Genomic DNA, 19,994 nt, shown 5'->3' with positions numbered 1-19,994 from the left:
GACCGGTGCGGGGCCCGCCCTACAGGTCGAGCTTATACCCCAGCCCGCGCACGGTCACGAGGTACTTCGGCTCGCCCGGGTCGGGCTCGAGCTTGGCGCGCAGCCGCTTCACGTGCACGTCGAGGGTCTTGGTGTCGCCGACGTAGTCCGACCCCCACACCCGGTCGATGAGCTGTCCGCGGGTGAGCACCCGGCCGGGGTTGCGCAGGAACATCTCGAGCAGCTCGAACTCCTTGAGCGGCAGCCGCTGCTCCTGCCCGTCGACGGTCACCACGTGGCGCTCGACGTCCATCCGCACCGGCCCCGCCTCCAGCGCAGCCGGCTCGAGGTCGCCGGAGTCCTGGCCACGGCGCAGCACCGCCCGGATCCGGGCGACCAGCTCGCGGGGGGAGTACGGCTTGGTGACGTAGTCGTCGGCACCGAGCTCGAGGCCCACCACCTTGTCGACCTCGTCGTCCTTGGCGCTCACCATGATCACCGGGACGCTGGAGGTCTGCCGGATCTGCCGGCACACCTCGGTGCCGGGGATGCCGGGCAGCATCAGGTCCAGCAGCACGATGTCGGCGCCGTTGCGGTCGAACTCGGTCAGGGCGTCGTCGCCGGTGGCGGCGATCGCCACCTCGAAGCCCTCCTTGCGCAGCATGTACGCGAGCGCCTCGCTGTAGCTCTCTTCGTCCTCGACGACGAGTACGCGGGTCAACGGCTTGCCTCCTGGTTCCAGCGGGGGAGGGTCAAGGTGAATGTAGAGCCTTGTCCCTCCACCGACCACACACGGATGTCGCCGCCGTGGGTGGCGGCGACGTGCTTGACGATCGAGAGGCCGAGCCCGGTGCCGCCGGTGGACCGGTGGCGGGCCGGGTCGACCCGGTAGAAGCGCTCGAAGATCCGGTCGATCTCGTTCTCGGGGATGCCGATGCCCTGGTCGACCACCGAGATCTCGACGGTGGTGTCGTCGGCCTTGGTGCTGACCAGCACCGTGGAGTCGCACCCGGAGTACGACACCGCGTTGGCCACCAGGTTCGCGACCGCGGCGGTCACCTGCTCCTCGTTGCCGAGCACCTCGAGCCCCTGGGTGCCGCCGGTGACGATCGAGATCCGCTTGGAGTCGGCATCGATCGCGGAGGTGTCGACGGCGACCGCGATCACCTCGTCGAGGGAGACCGGCACCGGCGCCTCGAGCGGGTCGTCGCCCTGCAGCCGGGACAGCTCGATGATCTGCTGCACCAGCCGCGAGAGCCGGTCGCTCTCGTGCAGCATCCGGCCGGCGAACCGCTTGACGGCCTCCGGGTCCTCGGCCGCGTCGGAGACCGCCTCGGCGAGCAGCCGGATCGCGCCCACCGGGGTCTTCAGCTCGTGGCTCACGTTGCCGACGAAGTCGCGGCGTACCGCCTCCACCCGGCGCTCGCGGGTCCGGTCCTCCACCAGCGCCAGCACCAGCCGGGAGCCCAGCGGGGCGACCCGCGCGGTGACGTGGCGCGCGGGTGCGCCGGGTCGCGACATCAGCAGCTCGGTCTCCCGGATCTGCCCGTCGCGACGCACCTGGCGCACCAGGTCGGCCAGCTCGTCGGAGGACAGCGAGCTGCCGCGCACCAGCCCGAGGGCGTACGCCGGGGCCGAGGCCTTCAGCACCACGTCGCTGTCGTCGACGACGACCGCGCTCGAGCGGAGCACGGAGAGGACGGTGGCGACGCCCGGCGGGACCACGGGCTCCTCGACGTGCGTGGTGGCCTGCTGCTGACGCTCGCTGACGTGCCAGGCCAGCACGGCGCCGCCGGCGACGATGGCCCCGATGACGGCAGCCAGGAACGCCTGTGTCGTCGGATCCACGGCACCAGAGTACGCAGCGATTCACCCGCCGTTGGCACGCGAGGAGACCGGCTTCGCAACGTTCACCCGGCGTTCACGTCCTGGCCCCGGCCTGTCATTCCGCGCACCTAGGCTCCCCGTCATGCGTCAGGCCTTCCATGAACAGCTCGACTCCGTCTTCGACGACCTCTCCGGCATCGCCCAGCGGGTGGAGGACGCCGTCCGGCTCGCGACGAGCGCCCTGCTCACCGGTGACGCCGAGACCGCCGAGCGGGTGATCAGCGACGACGTCGAGATCGACCGTGCCCGCGAGCGCGTGGAGGACAAGGCGTTCTCCCTGCTGTCGTTGCAGCAGCCCGTCGCCGGCGACCTGCGCACCATCGTGGCGGCGCTGCGCATGGTCAGCGAGCTCGAGCGGATGGGCGACCTCTCGGTCCACGTCGCCAAGATCGCGCGGCTGCGCACGCCGTACGTCGCGGTGCCCGAGGAGGTGCGTCCCACCATGTCCCGGATGGCCGAGGTCGCCGAGGACATGGTCGCCCAGCTGCTGCAGATCATCACCGCCCGCGACGTCGAGGCCGCCATCGAGCTCGGCCGCGACGACGAGGAGATGGACCAGCTGCGGCGTACGTCCTTCACCGAGCTGCTCTCCGACGACTGGAGCCACGGCGTCGAGGCGGCCGTCGACATCGCCCTGCTGGGCCGCTACTACGAGCGGATCGCCGACCACGCCGTCTCGGTCGCCAACCGGGTGGTCTTCGTCGTCACCGGCGAGAACCCGCGGGCGGTCGACGCCTGAGAAAATGCGATAGTCCGGCACGTTTCCTCGTCGGGCCTCTCGGCCCGGTGTGGGAAACGTGCCGGACTATCTCTGCTTCAGCGGCCCTGGTTCGCGACGGCGGCAGCAGCGGCGGCCGCGGCCTCGGGGTCGAGGTACTCGCCACCCGGGACGGTCGGGCGCATCTGGTCGTCGAGGCGGTAGACCAGCGGCATGCCGGTGGGGATGTTCAGCCCGGCGATGTCCTCGTCGCTGATGCCGTCGAGGTGCTTGACGATGCCGCGCAGGCTGTTGCCGTGGGCGGCGACGAGCACGGTGTGGCCGGCCCGAAGGTCGGGCACGATGCCCGACTCCCACCAGGGCAGCATCCGGGCGATGACGTCCTTGAGGCACTCCGTGCGGGGCATCTCGTCGCCGAGGTCGGCGTACCGCGGGTCGCCCGCCTGCGAGAACTCGCTGTCGTCGTCCAGCGGCGGGGGAGGTACGTCGAAGCTGCGGCGCCAGAGCATGAACTGCTCCTCGCCGTACTGCTCGAGCGTCTGCTTCTTGTCCTTGCCCTGCAGCGCGCCGTAGTGGCGCTCGTTGAGGCGCCAGGAGCGCCGCACGGGGATCCAGTGCCGGTCCGCGGCGTCCAGCGCGAGCGCGGCGGTGTTGATCGCGCGGCGCTGCAGCGAGGTGTGCACCACGTCGGGGAGCAGCCCGGCGTCGCGCAGCTGCTCACCGCCACGGACGGCCTCGGCGCGACCCTTCTCGCTGAGGGCGACGTCGACCCAGCCGGTGAAGAGGTTCTTGGCGTTCCACTCGCTCTCGCCGTGGCGGAGCAGGACGAGCGTGTGGGTCATGGTCACTCCGAGGGGGAGGAGGAGGGGGACTCGGTCGCCGACTCCGAGGGGGTCGCGGACTCCCCGGTCGAGGGCGTGGCCGACTCGGACGCCGAGGTGTCGAGGCCCTCGTAGATGTCGGTGTCGGTGACGACCGGGACCTTCATCTCGGCCTTCTCGCCGGAGCCGAAGGTCACCGTGACCGGGACGAAGTTGCCGGCCTTGAAGGTGCCCGAGACGGGGATGCCGCCGTCGGTGGCCAGGTTGACCAGGCCGCCGGCGTCGATCGTGATCGGGGAGAACGACCCGGACTGGATCGGGCTGTCGCCCGCGCCGTCGAGCGACTCGACGGTGTTCTCCTTCTCGGTGTCGTTGTTGGAGAAGGTGGCGATGAAGGTGCCGGAGTCGTCCTGCCCGGAGACGATCACCGCGCCGAGGACGTCGACGGACGCGTCCCGGTCGTTGACGCCGTTGGCCGGCGTGTAGACCCGGTCGGTCGCGTAGTTGAACCCGCACGACGTGAGCACGGGAGTGGCGAGCACGATCCCGCCCACGGCGAGCGCCAGGGAACGGCGGAGCGGGCGGCGGGGACTGCGTCGCAGGTGCATCTTCTGGGCCTTCGCAGGTCGTCGTCGGGCCGTTCGGCAGCGCCGGTACGGCGGTGTGCGGTGCACGGTTTCGCGCACAGCCTAGCGGTCGCCCGTCGCGCTCACTGGGCCAGCCCGACCATGCTGGCCGCGGCCAGCAACCCGGCCACCGTCAGCGCGATCCACGCCAGCGAGATGACCAGCAGCTTGGTCGCTCCGGTCTTCAGCGCGATCCGCAGCGGCAGGCTGCGCCAGCCGTCCTCGTGGTCGGCCACCAGGCCCGGGAGCGCGCGGGCGACGTGCACGCCGACGCCGAGCAGGGCCGCGAGCACGGTGACCGAGATCTCCGGCGGCGCACCGGTCGCGTCGCCGCCCCAGCCGCCGTACGAGAGGAACGCCGGGTAGAGGGCGTACGCCGCCGCCCAGGGCAGCCAGGAGAGCAGCCCACGGCGGAGCACGACGTTGCCGAGCAGGCCGAGCACCAGGGAGATCAGGTAGGCGCTGCCCGCGGTGACACCGTTCTGGATCGACAGCGGCACCACCAGCAGGACCGCGCAGACCAGCGCGAACCAGACGGTGCCAGGGTCGAGCAGGCCGCCGCCGACCGGCTTCCCGACGGGGTCGTGGCGCCGGTCGCGGGCGCGGTCGACCAGGTCGTTGTGCCAGCCGAGGATCGCCTGGCCGACGAGCACGGTGACCAGCACCAGGCCGATCTCCCGCGCGGGGCGCCCGGCGATCGCCGCGGCGGCCGCCAGCCCGGCGGCGGTCAGGAGCGCCTGTCGGGGGTGGGCGGCGCGCAGCAGCAGCACCGGCCAGGTCCGGGCGAGCGAGTGCTGACGCGGAGCCCGGCGCATCGGCCGGGTCGATCGGGCGGGGTCGGGACGCGGGGAGTCAGGGGTGGCCAGCCGCTCCTGCGCGGGCGCCGGGTCGCGGGTCTCGGCGGGCTCCGCGGACGCCTCGCGCGAGCTGCGCCCGCGCGTGCGCGCGCGCTTGAGGATGGCCATGCCCGGAAGTATCGACCACGGGGGCGCCGAGCGGCGGGATTCGGCGCTTCCCGACCCGGCGAAACCGGTTCGCGACGAGGGTGCCACCACACGCGACGGCGATCTGTCAAGCCCGGAATGCGCCTCTGACCTGCGGAAACGTCGAAGGAGGGGTTTCGAAGACGTGTTAGACTAGTCACCTAGGAAGGGGTACCTGACACATGACTTTCACCGTCGGCGAAACGGTCGTCTATCCAAACCACGGGGCCGCAGTCATCGAGGACATCGAGATGCGGAAGATCAAGGGAGAGGACCGGCAGTATCTCGTACTGCGGATCGTCGCCCAGCAGGACCTGGTCGTGCGCGTGCCGGCCTGCAACCTGGACCTGGTCGGGGTCCGCGACGTCGTCGACAAGGAGGGCCTGGACCGCGTTTTCGACGTCCTGCGCGCTGCGCACGTCGAGGAGCCGACCAACTGGTCGCGTCGCTACAAGGCCAACCTCGAGAAGCTGCACAGCGGTGACGTGATGAAGGTCGCCGAGGTCGTCCGCGACCTGTGGCGCCGCGAGCGGGACCGCGGTCTCTCCGCCGGCGAGAAGCGGATGCTGGCCAAGGCGCGCCAGATCCTCGTCTCCGAGCTGGCCCTGGCCGAGCACACGAACGAGGACAAGGCCGAGGCCATCCTCGACGAGGTCCTCGCCTCCTGATCGACCTCCGACGGACCCCCGGGTGACCACCCGGGGGGCCGTCGCATTTCGGACCACGACGTCATACGTTGGGGCTGCTATGACGACCGATCCGTACGACGTCCCGGACGCACCGCCCGCCCTCGGCTCGGTGGTGGAGCAGGGCCGCGGCTCCCTCCCCTTCACGCTCATCCACGGCGAGGCGCTGGTGGCCTGCGCCGCGTGGGCCCTCGGCGACGCCGGCGTCACCCCTGCCGACCTCGGCACCGAGTGGGCCGGCCTGGTCGACTCCGGCGAGGCGTTCGTCCTGCACGACTCGCTGTGCCCGATGACGCCCGCGTCGTTCATCGCCGCCTGCCTGGCCACCGCCGTCGAGCGTGACGTCGTCGTGGTCGGCTGCCGGCCGGTCACCGACACCGTGAAGTCGGTCGCCGACGGCTTCGTGGGCGAGACCGTGGACCGCAACGCCCTCGTGCAGGTCGCCTCGCCCGTCGTGCTCCCGCCGTCGGTGGTGGCCGCCCTCGACGGTCTCCCCACCCTGGACTTCGCTGACCTCGTCGCGGCCCTCCGCCAGCGGTTCCCGGTCGAGCTGATCGAGGCCCCTCCCGCCGCCCGCCGGGTCGCCTCGGTCGACGACGTGCGGCTGCTGGAGGCCCTGACCGCTGGATAGTCCGGCACGTTCTCCACCACCGGGGCGGACCTCCGACGGCAGGAATGTGCCGGACTACCCCCTCGAAGACAGGAACGTGCCGGACTATCCCTGGAGACGGGAGGCGAGGGTGACGTCCTCGGGGAAGGTGATCTTCAGGTTGACCGGGGTGCTGGGCACGGCCGCGACCGGGAGGGTGGCGTACCGCTCGAGGCAGGCGGCGGTGTCGGTGCCCTCGAAGCCGTCGTGCGCGGCCCGGGTGTAGGCGTCGAGCAACGGGGCGGCGCGGAAGGCCTGGGGGGTCTGGACGCCGGCGAGCCGGCCGGGGACGGACGCCGCGGCGGGGTCGCGGGGGAGCAGGGACCCGACGGGGACCACCGGGATCGCGCCGCCGTGCTCGCGGGCCGCGGCGATCGTGGCCTCGAAGAGACCCACGCCCGCCAGCGGCCGGGCCCCGTCGTGGATCGCCACCACGTCCACCTCGCCCGCCCCGATGTCGGAGGCGAGCACCCGCAGCGCGTTCCACTCCGAGGCGTGCCGGGAGCCGCCGCCGGTGACGACCAGGACCTCCCGGTCGTCGATCTGGGGGGCGACCGCCTCGGCGATCGCGTCCTCCTCGCCGGGCCGCACGACGAGCACCACGCGACGTACGTCGGCCACGGCCAGCGCCGCGCGGACCGACCACGCCACCACCGGGGCGTCCCCCAGCGGCAGCAGGACCTTGTTGACCTCGGCCCCCACCCGGCTCCCCGAGCCGGCGGCGAGGATCACGACGGCGGCGGGCACGCCGGGATCCTACGAGGTCAGTAGATCTCCTGGCCGGACCGGAGCCCCGGGTAGGCCCGGATCGAGGGCAGGTCGCCCACCCGCTCGTGGTCGGGGCCGGTGCCGGACCCGTCCATCGCCTCGGCGGCGATCGGCTTCCCGGCCGCGTCCAGGAAGGTGATCCGCTCGATCGGCTGGTAGTCCATGGCCATCGGGTCGGTCGACGCGCCCGGAGGGACGTCGCCGAGGTGGTTGAGGACGATGTAGCCGTCCCGGCTCTCGACCGTCGTGGTCCGGCCGTCGCCGGTCACGAACTCCACGGCGGCCACCGCGGCGGGCCGGCGGTCCACCCAGCTGACGGAGAACTTGGTGCAGCTCGGGTCGACCTCCCCGTCGACCAGGCCGCAGCCGCCTCCGGAGGAGTACGACGTGTCGGCGCTGCGCCCGGAGGCGTCGTACACCGTCATCCCGGACGCGAACTCCTGGCTGTCGAGGTGCACGAAGCACTCCGCCCAGTGGGACCCGTCGCCGGACTCGATCGCCAGGATCACCTGGTGCGCGGTGCGGGAGACCGCCTTGACGACCGGGTCGCCGGACCCGAAGACGGCCGCCGTCGCCCGGTCGGACTGGTTGCCGTCGCGGCACTGCTCCAGCAGCGCCGCATCGGTCCTCGGGACGTCCTGCGAGGTCGGCCCGGTCACCACCGGCGCGCCTCCGCGGTCGGTCGCCGAGTCGCTGCCGGGGGCGACCGCCCACGCCGTGCCGGCGATGGCGACCACCGCGGCGGCGGACCCCAGCGTGACCACCGCACGTCGGCGGCGCAGCAGCCTCCGGCCGACGGCGACGTCGGCGGCCACCTCGCCCTGCGGCGGCTCGGGCGTGACGGCCGCGACCATCAGGTCGTGGAACTTCTCCGGAGTCATGCTCATCGGTGCGATCCTTCCTCGGTCATCAGTGCGTGGAGCCGCTCGAGGGCCCGCGAGGTGTGGCTCTTCACGGTGCCCTCGGAGATCCGCAGGTCCTGCGCGGTCTCCGCGACCGACAGCCCCAGCCAGTGCCGCAGCACGACGGTGCGGCGCTGCATCTCGGGCAGCTGCTGGAGGGCGGCCACCAGGTCCTGCCGGTCGCCGGGGTCGAGGCCCGGCGCGGCCGGGTGGTCGAAGCCGTCGAGACCGGCCCGCTCCCGACGCCACGGCCGGCGGGACTCGTCGATCGTGGCGCGCAGGATGGTCTGCCGGACGTAGGCGTCCTCGGCGGAGGTGCGCCGCACCCGCGGCCACGCGACGTACAGCCTCGCCAGCGCGGTCTGCACGATGTCCTCGGCGGTGTGCCAGTCCCCGCAGAGGGCGTAGGCCATCCGCCGCAGCTGGGGCCGGCGTGCCTGCGCGTAGTCCACGAACTCCGCGCGCCTGTCCCGATCCGTCACGCCTGCTCCCGTCGTCGATCCCTCGCCCGTGCAGGGCTCCCGAGAAGGACGGACGCCCCCGGAGATCGGTTGTCATCCTCCCCCGGAAACCGGCCCGGACCGGTGAGGTCGTGAGGTCCGTGAGGTCGTGAGGACAAGTTGACGTCGGCGAGACCGCGGGGCGGCGGACGCGAAACCTCGGCTCCCGAGAGTGGGCGCACGACCGGATCTCACCCCGCAGGAGCACCCCATGTCCGTGACCGACGCCGCCACCCCCGGCCACCGCACCGGCCGCTGGATCGACGACTGGCGACCCGAGGACCCCGACTTCTGGGAGGGAGGTGGGAAGGCCGTCGCCCGGCGCAACCTGACCTGGTCGATCCTGGCCGAGCACCTCGGCTTCTCGGTGTGGCTGTTCTGGAGCGTGAGCGCCGCGCTGCTGGCCAAGATGGGCTTCGAGTTCTCGGTGTCGCAGCTCTTCTTCCTGGTCGCCGTCCCGAACCTCGTCGGGTCGCTGCTGCGGCTGCCCTACACCTTCGCGGTGCCGAGGTTCGGCGGTCGCAACTGGACCGTGGCCAGCGCGCTGCTGCTCCTCGTCCCGACGCTGCTGTTCGCGGTCGCGGTGCAGGACCCGGGCACGCCGTACTGGGCCTTCGTGCTGATCTCCGCCACCGCCGGTGTCGGCGGCGGCAACTTCGCCTCCAGCATGGCGAACATCAACTTCTTCTACCCGGCCAAGCGCAAGGGGCTCGCCCTCGGGCTGAACGCCGCCGGCGGCAACATCGGCGTCGCCGTGCTGCAGCTGGGGCTGCCGGTCGTGGTGGGCGGGGCCGGCCTCTTCGGGCTGGTGGCGGCCAGCAGCGGCGGGATCCACCTCGAGCGCGCGGGCTACCTGTACGCCGGCCTCGCGGTCGTCGCCGCGGTCATGGCGTTCCTCTTCATGGACAACCTGTCCGCGGCCCGCTCCAACGCCCGCGACGTCGCGGTGGTCGTCAAGCACCGGCACACGTGGGTGGTGGCGCTGCTCTACATCGGCACCTTCGGCTCGTTCATCGGCTACTCCGCCGCGCTGCCGCTGCTGATCAAGCTCGAGTTCTACGTGCCCACCCCGCTGCCCGCCGGCACCGGCATCAACTTCGCCTACTACGCCTTCCTCGGCGCGCTCGTCGGCTCGGTCACCCGGCCGCTCGGCGGCTGGCTCGCCGACAGGTACGGCGGCGCCCGGGTCACCCTGGCCACTTTCGGGGCGATGATCCTCGGCACCCTGGCGGTGCTGGCCACGCTCGCGCAGCTCACCCCGAACCCGACCTCGGACCCGGCGATCGCCACCGGCAACACCGCGATGTTCCCCTGGTTCCTGGTCGCCTTCCTCTTCGTGTTCGCCGCCACCGGCATCGGCAACGGCTCGACGTTCCGGATGATCCCGGCGATCTGGAAGGGCGACACCCGGCAGTCCTCCGCGGTCATCGGCATCGCCTCCGCGGTCGGCGCGGTCGGGGGCTTCCTGATCCCGCTCGCGTTCGGCGCTCCCTGGATCGACGACCCGGTCGCCGCCGTCCGCAGCTCGCTGGTCGTCTTCACGCTCTTCTACGCCCTGTGCCTGGCGGTCACCTGGGCGGTCTACGTCCGCCGGGCCTCGGTGGCCCGGGTCGCCGGGCTCGCCGACGCCCGCATCTGACCGGCGACCACCCGCACCCTCACGAGGAGCTCCGATGACCGACACCCACTGCCCCTACTGCTCCCTGCAGTGCGGCATGCGGCTGGGCCGGTCCGGCGCCGGCGGCCGGACGCCGGAGGTCACCGCGTGGCCGGAGTTCCCGGTCAACGAGGGGGCGCTGTGCCGCAAGGGCTGGAACGCCGCGGGCCTCTACGGCAACCGTGAGCGGCTCACCACGCCGCTGCTGCGCGACCGGGCCACCGGCGAGCTGCGGCCGGCCTCCTGGGACGAGGCGCTCGACCTGGTCGCCGGCCGGCTCGCCGCCCTGCGCGAGGACCACGGCCCCGACACGGTGGCGGTCTTCGGCGGCGGCGGGCTCACCAACGAGAAGGCCTACCAGCTCGGCAAGCTCGCGCGGGTCGCCCTCGGCACCAGCCAGATCGACTACAACGGCCGCTGGTGCATGTCCTCGGCCGCCACCGCGGGCACCCGGGCGTTCGGCCTGGACCGCGGGCTGCCGTTCCCGCTGGCCGACCTCGAGCAGGCCGACGTGGTGGTCCTGGTCGGGTCGAACCTCGCCGAGACGATGCCGCCGGCCGCCCGCCACCTCGACGCCCTGCGGGCCCGCGGCGGCCGGGTCGTGGTCGTCGACCCTCGGCACACGCCGACCGCCGCCCGGGCCGACCTGCTCGTGCAGCCGGTGCCCGGCACCGACCTCGCGCTCGCCCTGGGCGTGCTGCACCTCCTGGTCGCGGGCGGGCACGTCGACGAGGCGTACGTCGCCGCGCGCACCACCGGCTTCGAGCAGGTGCGCCGCTCGGTCGCCGCCTGGTGGCCCGAGCGGGTCGAGCGCACCACCGGCGTCGAGGTCGCCGAGCTGCGCGCGCTCGCCGACCTGCTCGCCGGGGCCGACCGGGTCATGGTGCTGACCGCGCGCGGCGCCGAGCAGCACGCCCAGGGCACCGACACGGTGCTCGCGTGGATCAACGTCGCGCTCGCGCTGGGACAGTGCGGCACGCCGTACGCCGGCTACGGCTGCCTCACCGGCCAGGGCAACGGCCAGGGCGGCCGCGAGCACGGACAGAAGGCCGACCAGCTCCCCGGCTACCGGATGATCGACGACCCGGCCGCCCGGGCCCACGTCGCCGGCGTGTGGGGCGTGCCCGCGGAGTCGCTGCCGGGGAAGGGCCGGTCGGCGTACGAGCTGCTCGACGCGCTCGGCACCGACGCGGGGCCCAAGGCGCTGCTCGTCCTCGGCTCCAACATCGTGGTCTCCGCCCCCAACGCCACCCACGTCACCCGCCGGCTCGAGTCCCTCGACCTGCTCGTCGTCGCCGACGTGGTGCTGTCCGAGACCGCTGCGCTCGCCGACGTCGTGCTGCCGGTGACCCAGTGGGCCGAGGAGACCGGCACCCTCACCAACCTCGAGGGCCGGGTGGTCCTCCGCCAGCGGGCCGTCACCCCGCCGGCCGGGGTGCGCACCGACCTCGAGGCCATGCAGGGCCTGGCCGAGCGGCTGGGCGCGCCGGTGCCGTTCGCCACCGACCCCGAAGAGGTCTTCGAGGAGCTCGGGCGCGCCTCCGCCGGCGGCCGGGCGGACTACTCCGGCATCACCTACGCGCGGATCCGTGAGGAGCAGGGCGTGTTCTGGCCCTGCCCGGCCACCACCGACGGGGAGGACCACCCGGGCACCCCGCGGATGTTCCTCGACCGCTTCGCCACCCCCGACGGCCGGGCGGTGTTCCACGCCGTCGCGCACCGCGGCCCCGCCGAGCCGCCCTGCGCCGACTACCCGGTGCACCTGACCACCGGCCGCGTGCTCGCGCAGTACCAGTCCGGCGCCCAGACCCGGCGGGTCCGCGCCCTGCCCGACGAGGGCCCGTACGTCGAGCTGCACCCGAGCCTGGCCGCCCGGATCGGCGCGGGGGAGGGCGACCCGGTCCGCATCGCCACCCGCCGTGGCGAGATGACCGCGCCGGCCCGGGTCGTGGCGAGCATCCGCCCGGACACCGTCTTCGTCCCGTTCCACTGGGTCGGCGCCAACCGGCTCACCAACGACGCGCTCGACCCCGCCAGCCGGATGCCGGAGTTCAAGGTGTGCGCCGCGACGGTGGTGCCGGCGTGACCCGCGAACGGCTCGTGGTGGTCGGCAACGGGATGGCCGCCACCCGGCTGGTCGAGGAGCTCCTCGCGCGGGGGTACGCCGGTCACGTCACCGTCCTGGGCGACGAGCCGACGCCGGCGTACAACCGGATCCTGCTCAGCGCCGTGCTCGAGGGCACCCACGCGCGCGACGCGATCGAGCTCGCCGACCCGGCGGCGTACGACCGCCACCGGGTCGACCTGCGGCTCGGCTGCCGGGTCCTCGAGATCGACCGCGACCGCCGCGAGGTGATGCTGGTCGACGGCGAGCGCGTCGCCTACGACCGGCTGGTGCTGGCCACCGGCAGCATCCCCACGCTGCCCCCGATCCGCGGCCTGGTCCGGATGGACGGCCGGCTGCACCCGCGCGTGCACGCGTTCCGCAGCCTCGCGGACTGCGAGCGGCTGGACGCGGCCGTCGCGTCCGGACCGGCGCGACCGTCGGGGATGCGCGCCGTCGTGGTCGGCGGCGGCCTGCTCGGGCTGCAGGTCGCCCGCGCCTTGACCGTGCGCGGCCTGGCGACCGAGGTGGTCGAGGGGACCGAGCACCTGCTCTCCCGGCAGCTCGGCGCCCCGGGCGGCCGCGTCCTGGCCCGCGACCTGCGCCGCCTCGGCACCGAGGTCTACACCGGCACCCGTGCGGTCCGGCTCGTCGAGGCAGGCCCGACCTGCGGGCTCGTCCTCGACAACGGGTTCACGCTCGAGACCGACCTCGTCGTGCTGACCGCGGGCGGCCGCCCGTCCACGGCGCTGGCCCGCCGGGCCGGACTGCTGGTCCGCCGTGGCGTCGTCGTCGACGGCCGGCTCGCGTCGGTCACCGACGAGCGCATCCACGCCATCGGCGACTGCGCCGAGCGGCGCGGCGTCACCACCGGCTTCGTGCCGCCCGCCTGGGAGCAGGCGGAGGTGCTCGCCGGCCTGCTCACCGGCGGCACGCATGAGTACGCCGCGTCGCGCACCGTCGCGCGGCTGCGGGCCACCGGCCTCGACGTGGCCGTCCTCGGGGACCCCGAGCGGACCGACGGCGAGGTGGTCGAGATGACCAACCCGCTGGTCGGCAGCCACCGCCGCCTCGTCGTCCGGGACGGGGTGGTCGTGGCCGCCGCGCTGGTGGGCGACCTCTCCCGGGTCGGGCAGATCACCCAGCACTACGACCGGCGCACCGTCCTCGGCCCCCACGAGCCGGGTCAGCTGCTCGCCCCCGAGCCGGTCGAGGGTGCGGCCACCCCGCCGGAGATCGACGACGACGTCGAGGTGTGCGCCTGCGCGGGGGTGACCGCCGGCCGGGTCCGGTCCTGCACCGGCCTCGACCAGGTCCGCAGCAGCACCCGCGCGACCACCGGCTGCGGCGGGTGCGAGCCCGTCGTGCGCCGCCTGCTGGACGCGACCCCGGCGGGGGTCTGAGCAGCCTCCGACCAACCGTTTTCACGGCTGTTACACGCCGAAACAGCACCTCAACACAGTCGGCCTACCGTCGACGCACCAGGAAGGGACACTCCCATGACGCACCTCCCGACGAACCGGCGCCGCAAGACGCTGGTCGTGGCCGGTCACGGCATGGTCGGCCACCGCTTCGTGCAGGCCGCAGTCGAGCGCGGGCTCACCGAGACCTACGACGTGGTCGTCGTGGGCGAGGAGCCCCGCCCGGCCTACGACCGGGTCGCCCTCACGTCCTTCTTCTCCGCGGCCGGCGCCGAGGAGCTCTCGTTGCTCCCCGAGGGCTCCTACGACGACCCGCGGGTGCGCCTGGTGCTCGGCACCACGGTGACCGGGCTGGACCGCGCGGCCCGCACGGTCACGCTGGGTCGCGACGGAGCCGACGACGAGGTGCTCGCCTACGACGCGCTGGTGCTGGCGACGGGGGCGGCGCCGTTCGTGCCCCCGGTGGAGGGCCGCGACCTCGACGGCTGCTTCGTCTACCGCACCATCGAGGACCTCGAGGCGATCCGAACCGCCTCGATCACGGCGACGCGGGGCGTCGTGATCGGTGGCGGGCTGCTCGGCCTGGAGGCGGCCAACGCGCTGGTCCAGCTCGGCCTGGAGACGCACGTGGTCGAGATGGCGCCCCGGCTGATGCCGGTGCAGCTCGACGAGGGCGCCGGCACCGCCCTGGTGCGCCACATCGAGAAGCTCGGCGTGCGCGTGCACACCGGTGCGGCCACGAAGGCGATCACCGGCGGGGACCGGGTCCGGGCCCTCGAGACCGCGGAGGGGACCATCGAGACCGACCTCGTGGTGTTCTCCGCCGGCATCCGGCCGCGCGACCAGCTGGCCCGCGACGCCGGGCTGGACGTCGCAGAGCGGGGCGGCGTGCTCGTCGACGAGCAGTGCCGCACCTCCGACGACCGGGTCTTCGCGATCGGCGAGTGCGCCGCCCCGGGCGGGCGGATGTACGGCCTGGTCGCCCCCGGCTACGCGATGGCCGAGGTCGTCGTCGACGCGCTGCTCGACGGGCCGGGCACGTTCACCGGCGCCGACATGTCCACCAAGCTCAAGCTGCTCGGCGTCGACGTGGCGTCGTTCGGCGACGCGTTCGCCACCACCGAGGGCGCCCTCGAGCTGGTCTTCGCCGACGCGGTCGCCGGGGTCTACAAGAAGCTCGTCGTCGCTCCGGACGAGTCAGGTGACGGCACCGTCCTCCTGGGCGGGATCCTGGTCGGCGACGCCTCGGCGTACGGCGTGCTGCGCCCGATGGTCGCCAGCGGCATCACGCTGCCGGCCAACCCCGAGGAGCTGATCCTCCCGGCCACCCGGGCCGGCGCGTCGACGGGCGTGGCCGCGATGCCCGACGAGGCGCAGGTCTGCTCCTGCAACGACGTGAGCAAGGGCGACATCCTCTCCGCGGTCTCGGCCGACCCGACGGGGGAGGGTCACGCCTGCGAGGACGCCGCGTGCGTCAAGAGGTGCACGCGCGCCGGCTCCACCTGCGGCTCCTGCGTGCCGGTCGTCAAGAGCATCATCGAGGACCACTTCGCCGCCGTCGGGAAGGTCGTCGACAAGGGGCTGTGCGAGCACTTCGCGCTGACCCGCCAGGAGCTCTTCGACCTCGTCGCGGTGCACGGCTACCGCCGCTTCGACGACATCGTCGAGGCGCACGGCCGCGGCCGTGGCTGTGACGTCTGCAAGCCCGCGATCGCGAGCATCCTGGCCAGCCAGTTCAACGGCCACGTGCTGGCCGCGGAGACCGCGCCGCTGCAGGACACCAACGACACCTACCTCGCCAACATCCAGCGCAACGGCACCTACTCCGTGGTCCCGCGGATCCCGGGCGGCGAGATCACGCCGGAGAAGCTGATCGTGATCGGCGAGGTCGCCCGCGACTTCGGTCTGTACACCAAGATCACCGGCGGCCAGCGCATCGACCTGTTCGGCGCTCGCGTCGAGGAGCTGCCCGCGATCTGGCGCCGGCTGGTGGACGCGGGCTTCGAGTCCGGCCACGCCTACGGCAAGTCGCTGCGCACGGTGAAGTCCTGCGTGGGCTCGACCTGGTGCCGCTACGGCGTCCAGGACTCCACCGGCCTCGCGATCCAGCTCGAGCTGCGCTACCGCGGCCTGCGCTCGCCGCACAAGCTCAAGGGCGGCGTGTCCGGGTGCGCCCGCGAGTGCGCGGAGGCGCGCGCCAAGGACTTCGGCGTGATCGCGACCGAGAAGGGCTGGAACCTGTACGTCGGCGGCAACGGCGGCGCCAACCCCGCCCACGCCCGGCTGCTGGCCGGCGACCTCGACACCGACACCCTGGTCCGCTACCTCGACCGGTTCCTCATGTACTACGTCCGCACCGCCGACCGGCTGCAGCGCACCGCGGCCTGGATCGACTCCCTCGACGGGGGCCTGGACCGGGTCCGCGCGGTGGTGGTCGACGACTCCCTCGGCCTCGGCGCCGAGCTCGAGGAGGCGATGGCGCGCCACGTCGGGTCCTACTTCGACGAGTGGCGGGCGACCGTGGAGGACCCCGAGAAGCTGGCCCGGTTCGTGTCGTTCGTGAACGCACCCGGCACCCCCGACCCCAACATCTCCTTCGGCACCGAGCGCGGCCAGATCCGGCCGGAGGTCTCCGACCAGCCGGTCGTGCTCGGTGCCACGATCCCCGTGGGAGCGCCATGACGTCCGAGAGCCTGATCCACGACTGCGGTACCGACGACTGGCAGCCGGTCTGCCGGGTCGCCGAGCTCGAGGTCGAGCGCGGCGCCACCGCGCTCGTGCACGGCCAGGCGATCGCGATCTTCCGCACCCACGACGACACCGTCTACGCGCTGGGCAACCACGACCCGTTCGCGAAGGCCTCGGTGCTGGCCCGCGGGATCGTCGGCACCCGCGGCGACGTCCCGTTCGTGGCCTCCCCGATGCACAAGCACGCCTTCGACCTGCGCAGCGGCAGGTGCCTCGACGACGAGCACGTCTCGGTGCCGGCGTACGACGTGTGCGTCGTGGAGGGCGTGGTCCTGGTCGGCCACCGGAAGCTGGACGGCGCATGACCGGCGGCCCCCTCGACGGGTTCACGGTGGGGGTGACCGCGTCCCGCAAGGTCGAGGAGCAGGTGGCGCTGCTCGAGCGGCGCGGGGCGCGGGTCGAGTGGGCGCCGGCGCTGTCCCAGGACCCCAACCACGTCGACGACGCCGAGCTGCGCGCGGCGACCCGCGAGGTGCTGGACCGGCCGGTCGACATGTTCCTGGCCACCACCGGGATCGGGATGAAGGCGTGGTTCGACGCGGCCGAGCGCTGGGGGATGCTCGGGGAGCTGTTGGCCGCGATCGGCGCGGCCGAGATCCTCGCCCGGGGGCCCAAGAGCGTGGGGGCGCTGCGCCGCCAGGGGCTGCGCGAGCTGTGGTCCCCCGAATCGGAGTGCTTCGAGGACGTGCTCGCCCACCTGCGCGGCCGCGACCTCACCGGCCGGCGGATCGTCGTGCAGGAGCACGGCCAGTCGCTGTCCATGGTGGCGCACGCCCTGCGCCGCCAGGGTGCGGACGTCACCGTGGTGACGGTCTACCGGGTCGAGGGCGCCGAGGACCCGGCACCGATGTTCCGGATGGTCGACCTGGTGGCCGAGCGCAAGCTCGACGCCGTCACGTTCACCTCCGCGCCGGCCGTGGCGGCCCTGATGTCCGCCGCCGGCGTGACCGGGCGCCGCGACGAGGTGGCCGCCGCGTTCCAGGCCGACGTGGTCGCCACCTGCGTGGGCCCGGTGACCGCGGCCGCGTTCGAGCTGTGGGGCGTGCCCTCGATCCGCCCCGAGCGCTCGCGGCTGGCCGCGATGGTCAAGCTGATGGAGACCGAGCTGCCCGCCCGACGCTGCGGCACCGCCCTCGACGTCGCCGGCCACCAGCTGCTCCTGCACGGCGAGCGGATCCTCCTCGACGGGGTCGACGTGCGGCTCTCCGCGGCACCCCTCGCGGTGCTGCAGGCGCTCGCGGTCAACCCCGGGCACGTCGTCTCCCGGCCCGAGCTGCTCGCGGCGCTGCCCAGCGGCCAGGCCGGCTCCGAGCACGCGGTGGAGATGGCCGTCGCCCGGCTCCGGGCCGCGATCGGCACCCGCCTCGTCCAGACCGTCGTCAAGCGCGGCTACCGCCTGGTGGTCGCGTGACGCCCGACGCCGTCCCCCTCGTCCCGCGGAGGTCACCCATGCCGACCCTGGTCACCGTCGCCCACGGCACCCGCCACGCCCCCGGCAACAAGGTGGCGCGGGCCCTCACCCAGCGCTGCGCCCGGGGGCTCGACGTGCCCGGCGTGGCGTCGTACGTCGAGCTGTGCGCGCCGTCGTTCGCCTCGGTCATCGCCGCGGCCACGGGCCCGACGGTCGTGGTCCCGCTGCTGCTCTCGACCGGCCACCACGTGCGCCACGACCTGCCCGCGGCCCTCGCCGGCGCCCGGCACCCGGTGAGCCTGGCCCCGCCGCTCGGGCCGGACCCGGTGCTGGCCGTCGCACAGGCCACCCGGCTCGTCGAGGCGGGCGCCCGGCCCGGCCAGCCGGTGGTGCTGGTCGCCGCGGGCTCCACCGACCCGGCCGCCGACGCGGACCTCGAGGAGGCCCGGCGGCTGCTGGGCGAGATGTGGGCGGGGCCGGTCGAGGTGGCCACCCTGTCCGGTCGGGGGCGGCGCCCGGCCGACGTCGTGCGGCCGGGCGTCGCGGTCTCGCCGTACCTGCTGTCGCCCGGGTTCTTCGCCCGCAGGGCCCGCGCGGAGGGCCTCGCGGCGGGGGCGGACACGGTGGCCGAGGTCATCGGCGTGCAGGAGTGTGTCGCCGACCTCGTGGCAGAGCGGTTCCTCGGTCGTGTCCGCAGAGTGGCTGCCTGACGCGAGGCACCGCCGCGGGTCGACAATGAGTGGCATGGCCACCGAACTCGGGTGTGTGGGCATGGCCGTCGCCGACCTCGACGAGCTGCTGGACCTGCTCGCCCGGATCGCGGACGACGCGGTCCTGCGCGGCTGCGCCGACGACCTCGAGACCTTCACCTGGACCGACATGTCGGGTGCCAGGCTCACGGTGTCGGGCAGCGACCAGCGAGGGATCGTCGACGTCACCGCGTCGTGCGCCGGCGAGACCGGCGCCCGGCTCGCCGGCGTCACCGCGCTGACCGGCGCCGTCGTGGCGGCCGACCTCGTCGACGAGGACGGCTCGCTGGCCACGCGCGCGGCGTGCGAGCTGCTGCAGGCGAGGTTCCTGACACCGGGCCACGCGTCCGGGCGGGCCGCGATCACCGCGCTCGGGACCGACGTGACCGTGCACGAGGACGCCTGCGCGTTCGCGCGGGCCCCACAGAGCCTGCTGCTGCCGCCCGACGGTGCGGGGCCGGCAGGGGAGTCGACGGCGCGCGTGGGCGCGGAGTCCTTCTTCTCCTACGGCCTGTTCGCCGACGACGCCGGCACGACGGGTCACGGCCGGCTGGCGGGGACGGTCCTGCACTCCGGCACCCGCACCAACACCCTGACCGGGCAGTCCTTCCACGTGGTGCGGGTGCGCTCGGTGGGCATGACGGCGGACCTCTGCCTCGACCTGGCCACCCACCCGCGGTGCCCGCAGCCCGGCAACGTCGTCAGCGGCGTGGTGCTGCTCGTCGCCAGCATGGACCAGCTGTGGCCGGCAGCCACCCGTGGCCGGCGTTGGTGGCGACGACGCTGAGTCGCCGCCACCGCCGCCGAGCGGTCGGGCACGGGGAGCCGCTTGCTCGACCCCGCGCGGACGCCCGACGCGATGATGCCGTGCTCGCGGGCCCGGCGGGGCAGATTGCTCAGACCCGCGCCACCAGCGCGGTCGCGACCGCGGCGACGCCCTCGCCGCGGCCGGTGAGCCCGAGGCCGTCGGAGGTCGTCGCGGACAGCGACACCGGGGCACCCACGACCTCGCTCAGGACCCGCTCCGCCTCGGCCTTGCGGGGACCCAGCCGCGGGCGGTTGCCGATCACCTGCACCGCGACGTTGCCGACCTCGAAGCCGGCCGCGCGCACGCGGCGCACCGTCTCACCGAGCAGGGCGGCTCCCGAGGCGCCCGCCCACTCCGGCTCGGCGGTGCCGAAGTTCGAGCCGAGGTCGCCCAGCCCCGCGGCGGACAGCAGCGCGTCGCAGGCGGCGTGCGCGGCGACGTCCGCGTCGGAGTGCCCCTCCAGGCCCTGGGGCTCGTCGGGCCAGGCGAGGCCGGCGAGGTGCATGGGTACGCCGTCGGCGAGCCGGTGGACGTCGGTGCCGATGCCGACGCGGACGGTAAGAGGGCTGTAAGGCAC

The 19,994-nt window shown here is 73.8% G+C and carries 20 protein-coding genes; 11 read left to right on the top strand and 9 right to left on the bottom strand.

Annotated elements, in window-relative coordinates; genetic code table 11:
- Positions 1 to 19: 19 nt before the first annotated feature.
- Together ACFO9I_RS22100 and ACFO9I_RS22095 are read right to left on the bottom strand one after the other, a co-directional pair.
- Positions 20 to 700 carry a response regulator gene (locus ACFO9I_RS22100; protein ID WP_379184878.1) on the bottom strand — a complete coding sequence of 227 codons (681 nt, stop codon included), beginning with the start codon at positions 698 to 700 and terminating at the stop codon, positions 20 to 22.
- Positions 697 to 1,827, bottom strand: coding sequence for a sensor histidine kinase (locus ACFO9I_RS22095; protein WP_379184876.1), 1,131 nt, complete (start codon positions 1,825 to 1,827; stop codon positions 697 to 699). Before ACFO9I_RS22095 ends, ACFO9I_RS22100 begins: the two co-directional genes overlap by 4 nt.
- Before the next feature lie 121 nt (positions 1,828 to 1,948).
- On the opposite strand from ACFO9I_RS22095, the gene phoU reads away from it, so the two are divergent.
- Positions 1,949 to 2,605, top strand: coding sequence for a phosphate signaling complex protein PhoU (gene phoU, locus ACFO9I_RS22090; protein WP_379184874.1), 657 nt, complete (start codon positions 1,949 to 1,951; stop codon positions 2,603 to 2,605).
- A gap of 77 nt (positions 2,606 to 2,682) precedes the next feature.
- On the opposite strand, the gene ACFO9I_RS22085 is transcribed toward phoU, so the two are convergent.
- From ACFO9I_RS22085 to ACFO9I_RS22075, 3 genes are all read right to left on the bottom strand, one after another.
- Positions 2,683 to 3,426, bottom strand: coding sequence for a phosphoglyceromutase (locus ACFO9I_RS22085; RefSeq protein WP_379184873.1), 744 nt, complete (start codon positions 3,424 to 3,426; stop codon positions 2,683 to 2,685).
- A gap of 2 nt (positions 3,427 to 3,428) precedes the next feature.
- Positions 3,429 to 4,013, bottom strand: coding sequence for a hypothetical protein (locus tag ACFO9I_RS22080; RefSeq protein WP_379184871.1), 585 nt, complete (start codon positions 4,011 to 4,013; stop codon positions 3,429 to 3,431).
- 101 nt (positions 4,014 to 4,114) lie between these two features.
- Positions 4,115 to 4,996, bottom strand: coding sequence for a hypothetical protein (locus ACFO9I_RS22075; RefSeq protein ID WP_379184869.1), 882 nt, complete (start codon positions 4,994 to 4,996; stop codon positions 4,115 to 4,117).
- Positions 4,997 to 5,196: 200 nt separating this feature from the next.
- On the opposite strand from ACFO9I_RS22075, the gene ACFO9I_RS22070 reads away from it, so the two are divergent.
- Together ACFO9I_RS22070 and ACFO9I_RS22065 are read left to right on the top strand one after the other, a co-directional pair.
- On the top strand, positions 5,197 to 5,682 hold the full coding sequence (locus ACFO9I_RS22070) for a CarD family transcriptional regulator (RefSeq protein WP_180934452.1): 486 nt from the start codon (positions 5,197 to 5,199) through the stop codon (positions 5,680 to 5,682).
- A gap of 79 nt (positions 5,683 to 5,761) precedes the next feature.
- Positions 5,762 to 6,331 (top strand): 2-C-methyl-D-erythritol 4-phosphate cytidylyltransferase, encoded by a 570-nt coding sequence (locus tag ACFO9I_RS22065; protein WP_379184867.1) that lies wholly within the window; start codon positions 5,762 to 5,764, stop codon positions 6,329 to 6,331.
- Positions 6,332 to 6,415: 84 nt separating this feature from the next.
- Here the strand turns inward: ACFO9I_RS22065 and ACFO9I_RS22060 are convergent, their stop codons facing one another.
- From ACFO9I_RS22060 to ACFO9I_RS22050, 3 genes are read right to left on the bottom strand one after another with little or no spacing between them, the layout of a single operon-like run.
- Positions 6,416 to 7,096, bottom strand: coding sequence for an IspD/TarI family cytidylyltransferase (locus ACFO9I_RS22060; protein WP_379184865.1), 681 nt, complete (start codon positions 7,094 to 7,096; stop codon positions 6,416 to 6,418).
- Positions 7,097 to 7,113: 17 nt separating this feature from the next.
- Positions 7,114 to 8,004, bottom strand: a complete 891-nt coding sequence (locus tag ACFO9I_RS22055) for a hypothetical protein (protein ID WP_379184863.1) — start codon at positions 8,002 to 8,004, stop codon at positions 7,114 to 7,116.
- Complete coding sequence (locus tag ACFO9I_RS22050; protein ID WP_379184861.1) at positions 8,001 to 8,501, bottom strand: SigE family RNA polymerase sigma factor; 501 nt, start codon at positions 8,499 to 8,501, stop codon at positions 8,001 to 8,003. Before ACFO9I_RS22050 ends, ACFO9I_RS22055 begins: the two co-directional genes overlap by 4 nt.
- A 229-nt stretch (positions 8,502 to 8,730) precedes the next feature.
- Between ACFO9I_RS22050 and ACFO9I_RS22045 the strand changes: the two genes are divergently transcribed.
- The 8 genes from ACFO9I_RS22045 (at position 8,731) to ACFO9I_RS22010 (ending at position 19,396) form a co-directional block, all read left to right on the top strand.
- The gene (locus ACFO9I_RS22045; RefSeq protein ID WP_379184859.1) at positions 8,731 to 10,158 is read left to right on the top strand and encodes an MFS transporter; all 1,428 of its coding nucleotides are present in this window, start codon (positions 8,731 to 8,733) and stop codon (positions 10,156 to 10,158) included.
- 34 nt (positions 10,159 to 10,192) lie between these two features.
- Positions 10,193 to 12,262: a molybdopterin oxidoreductase family protein gene (locus tag ACFO9I_RS22040; RefSeq protein ID WP_379184857.1), complete on the top strand. Its 2,070-nt coding sequence runs from the start codon at positions 10,193 to 10,195 to the stop codon at positions 12,260 to 12,262.
- Positions 12,259 to 13,683 carry an FAD-dependent oxidoreductase gene (locus tag ACFO9I_RS22035; RefSeq protein WP_379184856.1) on the top strand — a complete coding sequence of 475 codons (1,425 nt, stop codon included), beginning with the start codon at positions 12,259 to 12,261 and terminating at the stop codon, positions 13,681 to 13,683. Before ACFO9I_RS22040 ends, ACFO9I_RS22035 begins: the two co-directional genes overlap by 4 nt.
- A 96-nt stretch (positions 13,684 to 13,779) precedes the next feature.
- Positions 13,780 to 16,383 (top strand): nitrite reductase large subunit NirB, encoded by a 2,604-nt coding sequence (gene nirB, locus ACFO9I_RS22030; protein ID WP_379184854.1) that lies wholly within the window; start codon positions 13,780 to 13,782, stop codon positions 16,381 to 16,383.
- Positions 16,380 to 16,754, top strand: coding sequence for a nitrite reductase small subunit NirD (nirD, locus tag ACFO9I_RS22025; protein WP_379184852.1), 375 nt, complete (start codon positions 16,380 to 16,382; stop codon positions 16,752 to 16,754). Before nirB ends, nirD begins: the two co-directional genes overlap by 4 nt.
- Positions 16,751 to 17,860: a uroporphyrinogen-III synthase gene (locus ACFO9I_RS22020; protein ID WP_379184850.1), complete on the top strand. Its 1,110-nt coding sequence runs from the start codon at positions 16,751 to 16,753 to the stop codon at positions 17,858 to 17,860. The genes nirD and ACFO9I_RS22020 overlap by 4 nt, the downstream gene beginning before the upstream one ends.
- Positions 17,861 to 17,898: 38 nt before the next feature.
- The gene (locus tag ACFO9I_RS22015) at positions 17,899 to 18,570 is read left to right on the top strand and encodes a sirohydrochlorin chelatase (RefSeq protein ID WP_379184848.1); all 672 of its coding nucleotides are present in this window, start codon (positions 17,899 to 17,901) and stop codon (positions 18,568 to 18,570) included.
- Between the two features lie 34 nt (positions 18,571 to 18,604).
- On the top strand, positions 18,605 to 19,396 hold the full coding sequence (locus ACFO9I_RS22010; RefSeq protein WP_379184847.1) for a hypothetical protein: 792 nt from the start codon (positions 18,605 to 18,607) through the stop codon (positions 19,394 to 19,396).
- 109 nt (positions 19,397 to 19,505) lie between these two features.
- Here the strand turns inward: ACFO9I_RS22010 and ispF are convergent, their stop codons facing one another.
- Positions 19,506 to 19,994, bottom strand: coding sequence for a 2-C-methyl-D-erythritol 2,4-cyclodiphosphate synthase (gene ispF / locus ACFO9I_RS22005; RefSeq protein ID WP_379184845.1), 489 nt, complete (start codon positions 19,992 to 19,994; stop codon positions 19,506 to 19,508).

Source organism: Nocardioides sp. GCM10023255, from assembly GCF_042653125.1.
Taxonomy (GTDB): domain Bacteria; phylum Actinomycetota; class Actinomycetes; order Propionibacteriales; family Nocardioidaceae; genus Nocardioides.
This window is presented reverse-complemented; position numbering and strand designations above follow the sequence as displayed.

Excerpts from the sequence above, each read along its gene's own strand:
- phoU (WP_379184874.1), top strand. The coding sequence starts at position 1,949 with ATGCGTCAGGCCTTCCATGAACAGCTCGACTCCGTCTTCGACGACCTC.
- ACFO9I_RS22085 (WP_379184873.1), bottom strand. The coding sequence starts at position 3,426 with ATGACCCACACGCTCGTCCTGCTCCGCCACGGCGAGAGCGAGTGGAAC.
- ACFO9I_RS22080 (WP_379184871.1), bottom strand. The coding sequence starts at position 4,013 with ATGCACCTGCGACGCAGTCCCCGCCGCCCGCTCCGCCGTTCCCTGGCG.
- ACFO9I_RS22075 (WP_379184869.1), bottom strand. The coding sequence starts at position 4,996 with ATGGCCATCCTCAAGCGCGCGCGCACGCGCGGGCGCAGCTCGCGCGAG.
- ACFO9I_RS22070 (WP_180934452.1), top strand. The coding sequence starts at position 5,197 with ATGACTTTCACCGTCGGCGAAACGGTCGTCTATCCAAACCACGGGGCC.
- ACFO9I_RS22065 (WP_379184867.1), top strand. The coding sequence starts at position 5,762 with ATGACGACCGATCCGTACGACGTCCCGGACGCACCGCCCGCCCTCGGC.
- ACFO9I_RS22055 (WP_379184863.1), bottom strand. The coding sequence starts at position 8,004 with ATGAGCATGACTCCGGAGAAGTTCCACGACCTGATGGTCGCGGCCGTC.
- ACFO9I_RS22045 (WP_379184859.1), top strand. The coding sequence starts at position 8,731 with ATGTCCGTGACCGACGCCGCCACCCCCGGCCACCGCACCGGCCGCTGG.
- ACFO9I_RS22040 (WP_379184857.1), top strand. The coding sequence starts at position 10,193 with ATGACCGACACCCACTGCCCCTACTGCTCCCTGCAGTGCGGCATGCGG.
- nirB (WP_379184854.1), top strand. The coding sequence starts at position 13,780 with ATGACGCACCTCCCGACGAACCGGCGCCGCAAGACGCTGGTCGTGGCC.
- nirD (WP_379184852.1), top strand. The coding sequence starts at position 16,380 with ATGACGTCCGAGAGCCTGATCCACGACTGCGGTACCGACGACTGGCAG.
- ACFO9I_RS22020 (WP_379184850.1), top strand. The coding sequence starts at position 16,751 with ATGACCGGCGGCCCCCTCGACGGGTTCACGGTGGGGGTGACCGCGTCC.
- ACFO9I_RS22015 (WP_379184848.1), top strand. The coding sequence starts at position 17,899 with ATGCCGACCCTGGTCACCGTCGCCCACGGCACCCGCCACGCCCCCGGC.
- ACFO9I_RS22010 (WP_379184847.1), top strand. The coding sequence starts at position 18,605 with ATGGCCACCGAACTCGGGTGTGTGGGCATGGCCGTCGCCGACCTCGAC.